The 6,887-nt window shown below is 58.7% G+C and carries 7 protein-coding genes and 1 riboswitch; all 7 genes read right to left on the bottom strand.

What is annotated here, in order from left to right; translation table 11 throughout:
- Nucleotides 1-67 precede the first annotated feature (67 nt).
- The gene (gene moaC, locus Q0Z69_RS16260) at nucleotides 68-547 is read right to left on the bottom strand and encodes a cyclic pyranopterin monophosphate synthase MoaC (RefSeq protein ID WP_298035452.1); all 480 of its coding nucleotides are present in this window, start codon (nucleotides 545-547) and stop codon (nucleotides 68-70) included.
- A gap of 4 nt (nucleotides 548-551) precedes the next feature.
- Nucleotides 552-1,496: a GTP 3',8-cyclase MoaA gene (moaA, locus tag Q0Z69_RS16265; RefSeq protein WP_298035453.1), complete on the bottom strand. Its 945-nt coding sequence runs from the start codon at nucleotides 1,494-1,496 to the stop codon at nucleotides 552-554.
- Nucleotides 1,493-2,083, bottom strand: coding sequence for a molybdenum cofactor guanylyltransferase (locus tag Q0Z69_RS16270; protein WP_298035454.1), 591 nt, complete (start codon nucleotides 2,081-2,083; stop codon nucleotides 1,493-1,495). The genes moaA and Q0Z69_RS16270 overlap by 4 nt, the downstream gene beginning before the upstream one ends.
- Before the next feature lie 17 nt (nucleotides 2,084-2,100).
- Nucleotides 2,101-3,294 carry a gephyrin-like molybdotransferase Glp gene (gene glp, locus Q0Z69_RS16275; protein ID WP_298035455.1) on the bottom strand — a complete coding sequence of 398 codons (1,194 nt, stop codon included), beginning with the start codon at nucleotides 3,292-3,294 and terminating at the stop codon, nucleotides 2,101-2,103.
- The gene (mobB, locus tag Q0Z69_RS16280; protein ID WP_298035456.1) at nucleotides 3,278-3,790 is read right to left on the bottom strand and encodes a molybdopterin-guanine dinucleotide biosynthesis protein B; all 513 of its coding nucleotides are present in this window, start codon (nucleotides 3,788-3,790) and stop codon (nucleotides 3,278-3,280) included. The genes glp and mobB overlap by 17 nt, the downstream gene beginning before the upstream one ends.
- Nucleotides 3,791-3,857: 67 nt before the next feature.
- A riboswitch (molybdenum cofactor riboswitch) is annotated at nucleotides 3,858-3,993 on the bottom strand.
- A 171-nt stretch (nucleotides 3,994-4,164) separates the two neighbouring features.
- A complete protein-coding gene (locus Q0Z69_RS16285; RefSeq protein WP_298035457.1) occupies nucleotides 4,165-4,689 on the bottom strand; it encodes a 4Fe-4S dicluster domain-containing protein in 525 nt (174 codons plus the stop codon).
- A 2-nt stretch (nucleotides 4,690-4,691) separates the two neighbouring features.
- Nucleotides 4,692-6,845: a molybdopterin-dependent oxidoreductase gene (locus Q0Z69_RS16290; RefSeq protein ID WP_298035458.1), complete on the bottom strand. Its 2,154-nt coding sequence runs from the start codon at nucleotides 6,843-6,845 to the stop codon at nucleotides 4,692-4,694.
- Nucleotides 6,846-6,887 lie beyond the last annotated feature (42 nt).

Consider the following 6,887-nt stretch of genomic DNA (forward strand, 5'->3'; position numbering starts at 1 on the left):
TCCGGCACGGGGTGCTTCTGCTCCCCTTTTTTCTCGCTGATATTCACTGATACGACCTTGGCCATGTTCATTCCTCCGATTGATAATCGCCGCTTTTGCCGCCGTGCTTTTCCAGCAGGCGGATGTTTGTGATCCGCATGTCCTTCTGGACTGCCTTGCACATGTCATAGATGGTCAGCGCCGCTGTGGAGACAGCGGTGAGCGCCTCCATCTCCACGCCGGTGACCCCGGTGCAGGTAACGGCGGCCTTGATCTCCACCATGCAGGGCTGGTCGGACAGGCGGAAGGTGATGTCGATGCCGGTCAGAGGCAGGGGATGGCACATGGGGATCAGTTCCCAGGTGTGCTTGGCCGCCTGGATGCCGGCCACCTGAGCCACCGCCAGCACGTCGCCTTTTTTCATCGTGCCGTTTTTGATGTGGGTCATAGTCTCCGGCGAGACGTGGATCTCGCCGGCGGCCACCGCCGTCCGGTGGGTGACGGTCTTTTCCGTCACATCCACCATTTTGGCCCGGCCCTGTTCATTGAAATGGGTCAGCTCTGGCATCTGCTCATCCTCCGATCTGATTCATGTTCCGGGGCGTGTCGCTGGGGCGCTCCGCCAGGTGATGCCGCTGGGGCTTTTGCAGGATGCCCTGCCGGATGGCATTTTCCAGCCTCCAGCCGTGGAGACCCCGCAGGTCGATCTCCTCCCGGCTGTGGAGGCAGCCCTTCAGTTTGCCATCCGCCGTAATCCGGATGCGGCGGCATTCACCGCAGAAGTCGTGGCTGACCGGTGAGATCAGTCCCACTGCGCCCCTGGCTCCGGGCCGCTTATACCGCCGGGCAACGCCCTCCCCCGGGATCGGCCGCAGATCCGGGCAGCGCCGCAGCACCTCGCTGCCCGGCAGGAAACAGCTTTTGTCCCAGCAGGCACAAGGCCCCATGGCCATCAGCTCAATAAAACGGACCTCCCAGGGATGTGCTTCGGTCAGCTTTACAAAATTGGGAATTTCATCGTCGTTGAAGCCGCCGATCAGCACAATGTTTAGCTTTAGACACTCAAAGCCCGCTGTCTGGGCTGCGAAAATGCCGGAGAGCACATCCTCCAGCTTTCCCCGGCGAGTCATATCGGAAAACCGCTCCGGCCGCAGGGCGTCCAGGCTGATGTTCAGCCGGTCCACGCCCGTCTCCCGAAGAGGCCGGGCCAGCTCCGGCAGCAGACTGCCGTTGGTGGTGAGGCACAGCTCTTCCAGGCCGGGAATGGCTTTCAGCCGGCGGCAGATCTCCAAAATACCGTTTCGCACCAGCGGCTCGCCGCCTGTCAAGCGTATCTTCTTTACGCCGCATGCAACAGCAGCCCTGCTGATCTCCTCGATCTCCTCCACAGAGAGGATATCCTGGTGCGCACGCTTGCACACGCCCTCCTCCGGCATGCAGTACCGGCAGCGGTAATTGCACAGGTCTGTCACCGACAGCCGCAGATAATCGATGGTCCGGCCAGTCTGGTCTCTCATAAAAAGTCCCCTTTCACTCCGGCAAATGCCTCCGGTGTGTTCACATTGGTAAGGATCTTTGCGGGGAAGCGGTCGGGGATGGGAAAATACACAGTACACAGCTCCGCCAGCAGATCCAGCATTTTTAATTGCCGGTTTTGGAGCCGGCGCTCTATAACAGGCAGGGCGGTTTTGGCGTAAATTCCGCAGAGGGGATGGACACGGCCATTCCCGTCCACGCAGGCCAGAGCATCTGTGTCCGGCGGGAAGGCGTTCAGAAGCGCCTCCGCCAGCGCCGCCGTGAAATAGGGCATGTCACAGGAAACACACAAGAGGTTCTCCACCTTTGCCGCTGTCAACGCCGCGTGCAGCCCTGCCAGAGGTCCGAGCCCCGGATAGATATCCGTCACAAGGCGTCCGGGAATGCCAGCTGCCACCTGCGGGTCATTTGCGGAGAGGAGCAGTTCTCCAAAGCCGTCCAACTGTTTTGCCAGACGGGAGATCAATGTCTCTCCGTCCAGCTCCAGCAGCGCTTTGCACCTTCCCATGCGGCGGGACTGTCCCCCCGCCAGGATCATCGCTCCGCAGTTCTTTGCAGAAATCGCCATGACGCGCCTCCCTCTCATCAGAGCAGCAGAACATCGACGCAGTCTCCCTGCCGCACCGCGCCGCTTCCGGCGGGCACATCGATCAGACAGTTGCAGCCCACCATGCTCCGCATCTGCCCGTTGGACTGGGCAGCGGGCATGGAGACCATGTTTCCCCTGACAAAAGCCCGCAGGAAGCGCCGGGTGGGGCTTGCCTTGGCAAAATCATTGGCGGCAGTGACTTTCCGCCGGCACATCTCCAGTTCCGGGTTCCGGGTCATTTTCGCCAGCATGGGCCGCAGCAGCAGTTCAAAGGGCACAGCGGCGGAAAAGGGATTGCCGGAAAGGCCCAGGATCAGCAGGTCCCCTCGCTTTGCCAGCAGGGTCGGCATCCCCGGTTTCACGGCAATGCCATGGAAAATGACTTCTGCGCCGAAGGCTTTCACCGCCGTCTCCAGCAAGTCCTTCTGACCTACAGAGACGCCGCCTGTCGTCAAAATCAGGTCGCAGCCGGAAAACCGCTCCAGTGCCGTGACGATACCGTCGACATCGTCCCCTGCCGACAGTGCCGCCGCGACTTCGACTCCCAGCTGTCTCAAGCGTGTTTTCAGGTAAATGGCATTGGAATCATAAATTTTACCGGGTAGCAGCGGCTGTCCCGGCTGCCGGATCTCGTCGCCGGTGGAAATGACCGCCGCCCGTGCCCTGCGATATACCGGCAGATGGGTCAGTCCGGCCCCGGCTGCCACTGCCGCCGCGGCGGCGTCGATCCTGGTCCCGACCGGGAACAGCTCCGTGCCGGCGCGGTACTCCTCTCCCCGCCAGCAGCAGTTCTGTCCAGGCCGAACACCACGGAACAGCTTCACCCACTCCTCACCCAGGTCCGTGTCCTCCTGCCGGATCACAGCGTCGGCTCCCTTCGGCAGCATAGCGCCCGTCATAATCCGCACGGCCTGCCCCGGCTGGATCGCCACCTGGGAGACCTGCCCGGCGCAGATCTTGTCCACCACCTGTAAACGCACCGGCATTTCCGCCGAGGCACTCATGGTATCGCTGGCGCAGACCGCATATCCATCCAATGGAGACCGGTCAAAGGGCGGCTGGTCCATCGGCGCAGTGATCCGGCGCGCCAGGATCCGCCCAACAGCTTCGCACAGCGGCGCTTCCTCCTCCGGCAACTCAGGGGTATGGGCCAGAGCCAGTTCGATCGCTCGTTCAACCGTTATCGACATTGCCATTCTCCTTCTTCAAGTCCAGTGTGGAAATCAGATACGTTGCCAGCGGTTCCGGATCATTCAGGGGAAAGACCGGGCAGCCTGCATCCATGGGCTTGTCCGTCACAATAGCCAGACAATCGTTCGCATCTAATGCCAAGGGCTTGCCCGATGCCATGCGGTACAGCGCAATCTTGGGATAGGGACCATGTTTGAAGCCCTCTGTCAGGATCAGGTCTACATCTGTGATGCGGCTGACGATTTCCTCCACCGTCAGGCTCTGCTGCTCCAGCAATGCGAACCGCCGTCCGGAGACAATGGCCACCGTATCCGCACCGGCCTCAGCCAGGCGGCAGGTGTCGGTCCCTGGCCGGTCCATCTGGAAATCATGGCCGTCATGCTTGATGACTGCGGCCCGCAGGCCGTGGGCTTTCAGGCGGGACAGCAGCTTTTCCAGATAGGTGGTCTTTCCAACGCCGGAATACGCGGCGAATGTGATCACTGGTATCTCCATTTGATCCCCTTCAAGAAAAAACGCGTGCTTTGCGAACAGCAAAACACGCGTGATATGGATTATATCCATGGTTGTCAGCGTGCTTTCTCTTCAAGTACGGAAAGTTGTCCCGTTTCCAGAACAGCTCGGCTACACAACTGTATAGCGGCGGCAGCACCATGGGAAGGTCCGGTAGGTCCTGCCGCTTGAAAGCGGCGTTATCATTTGATGCTTTTATTGTAGCACGGACCTGGCAAAGCGTCCAAACGCTTTTACCGCTATGGGTTAACGGTAAAAATGGTAGCTTCCGGCGGCCTCCGCAAAAGAGAAATCCCCTGGGGACGGCATCAGACATCAATGCCGCCCCCAGGGGTGGAAAGTCTCTGAAAAGTGCCTTATTTCTTCCGCATACCCAGCTGGTCGATCAGGGCACTGCATGCCTTGGTGCTGCCGCTGGCCTTGTATTCCTCCTCAGTCACACAGGTCAGGGCGCCGAAGGAGCAGGCCCGGACACAGGCGGGCTGCAGGCCGTTCTTCACCCGCTCGTTGCAGCCGTCGCACTTTACCATTTTGCCGTCGGACTTGCGGTAGCGGGGCGCGCCGAAGGGGCAGGCCATGGCGCAGCTCTTGCAGCCGATGCAGTTGGTGTTGTCGTAAACGGTGAAGCCGGTCTCCGGGTCCTTGCTGAGACATCCCACCGGGCAGGCGGCGATACAGGGCGCGTCCACGCAGTGCATACAGGCGGCGGAAATATAGGCGCAGTAAACGCTGCCGTCCTCCAGCGCCACTTCGGTGTCAAAGGTCTGACGGAAGCACTGGTCTCCCGCCGCCAGATCGATGTCGTTCTGGTCCATACAGCCCATCATACAGGCGGAGCAGGCGCTGCATTTATCCTGATCAAATACAAAAACGTGTTTCATCTTCAAACCTCCTGAACTTTGCGGATATTGCAGCGCATCCCCTTAAAGCCGGGATAGCCGGAATAGGGGTCCAGATGGTCGCGGCCGATCAGCTCGTTGACGTTGGCCTCGGTATAACCGTGGAGTGCCATCAGAACGCCGGGCTTTGCCTTGCTGGTGACCTTCACCGTCATGCGGATCTCGCCGTAGGGACTGGTCATGGCCACTGTATCGCCGTTTTGCAGGCCCAGGCGCTCCGCGTCCTTGGTGTGGACCTCGCAGGTGGGCTTGGGGCGCAGACTCCGCAGCCAAGGTGTCTCGTGAACACGGGAATGGATGGCATGGGGCAACCGTGCGCCGGTGCACAGGTAGAAGGGATAGTTCTCCCGCGTTTCAGGGTCGTTCTGGTCAGACAGCGGGTCCCGGTAGCTGGGCAACGGGTCCAGGCCGTATTTGGGGTCGATGGCGGCAATGGCGGTGGAATAGAACTCAAATTTGCCCGTAGAGGTCTTGAAGCCGTTTTCCAAAAGCTTTCCGGGCTGGACTGGCCATTGAGCGGCAGGCACCTTAATGGGTTTGTCATGAGCCTTCAAATCGGCAACCGTTAGGCCACAGCCATCGATCATCCAGTCTACACTGGCCTCGTAGCCCTGCTTCAGCAAATCATCGTCCAGATCCATGACCCGAGCCAGATCGCACAGGATATCCACATCAGAGCGGGATTCATAAAGGGGGTGGATCACGGGCTTGGTAAACGTCATGTATCCGCCCTCGTATGGTTTCAGCTCACCGCGTTCCACAGACGTACAGGAGGGCAATACAATGTCTGCATATTTGGCAGTCAGTGTCATAAACGGATCAATATCCACAAAGAAATCTAGCTTTTCTTTCATAACTGCCAGCAGTTTATCGGTTTCAGGGAACATCTTGGCGTTCATGCCCAGACCAACGATGGCCTTGACGGGATAGGGCTTTTCCTCTTCCATCTGGCGCAGCAGATCCATTGCCTGGAATTCGTCGTTTTGGGCCATCCACAGGGGGAAACGCTCAGCGCCGATCCGCTCAGCGCCGCCGGGATAGCGGTTGGAACGGAATTCTTCTTCACGTGTTTTAAAGCCGGCTGCCTTATGTACGTAGCTTGGGGGAACCGGATAGTTTCCGCCGGCACGATCAAAGTTTCCGGTCAGGGCAGATAAACAAAGAATGGCGCGGTGACTATTGAATCCATTGATGTGGTGAACAAGCGCCGACGCAGAAAAGTTTGTGCATGCGGGGCCGTTGGTGGCGTACAGCTTGGTGGCCTCATAAATGTCATTGGGGTCCAGGCCGGTGATCTCCGCCACCTTGTCCAGGGGATATTGCTCCACCAGGGCCTTGTACTGCTCGAAGCCATAGGTGTATTTCTCCACATAGTCCATATCGGCCCAGCCGCTGTCGATGATGATTTTGGCCATGCCCAGCGCCAGGGCACCATCGGTGCCGGGATTGATCTTCAGGAAAATATCTGCCAGATTTTTGGAGGCGGGGGTATCCCGGATGTCGATGATGATGATCTTTCCGCCTCGCTCCTTCAGCTTTTGAACACCGGCAACTGATAGGTGATTGGAGTAATACCCCTCATAGTTCCAGCCCAGGAAGGTGTGGGCGTGGGCCATATCAGGTGCGCCGCCGCATCCGGCAGTAACCTTGTTGGCAATATTCATGGCCGCAAAGCAGGTGCTGTCGTCGGTGCCGAAATTTACACTGCCAAACACATGGGCAAACCGATGAAGGATCGGACGATACCACTTGCAGTAGCCGCTAAAGAAGGCCACGGAGTGGGCGGAGTACTCCGCCTTCACCTTGTTCAGGTTCTCTGCGATGATCTGATAGGCTTCATCCCAAGAGATTGGTTCGAACTTGCCTTCGCCTCGCTCACCAATGCGGCGAAGAGGTGTCTTGATTCGGTCCTCCCGGTACACGTAGTTCCGCAGACTGGATCCCTTGGTGCACAACTTGCCATTATTCAGAGGATGTCCGGGTGTTCCCTCTACCCGAATGATCTTGCCATCCTTTACATAACAGTCTACACCACAGTGGATGCCCGGGCTGCAGATAGCACACAGAGAGTGCTTCACTTCAATGCCGGTGTCCTCGCCGGGGATCTTGGCTTTGATCTTCTTCTCTAATTCAGTCAAGAGATTTCCCTCCCAAAAAGTTGATGAAGGGATCAGGGAATC

The sequence above is a fragment of the uncultured Dysosmobacter sp. genome, from assembly GCF_947631165.1.
In the GTDB taxonomy this organism is placed as follows: Bacteria; Bacillota; Clostridia; order Oscillospirales; family Oscillospiraceae; genus Oscillibacter.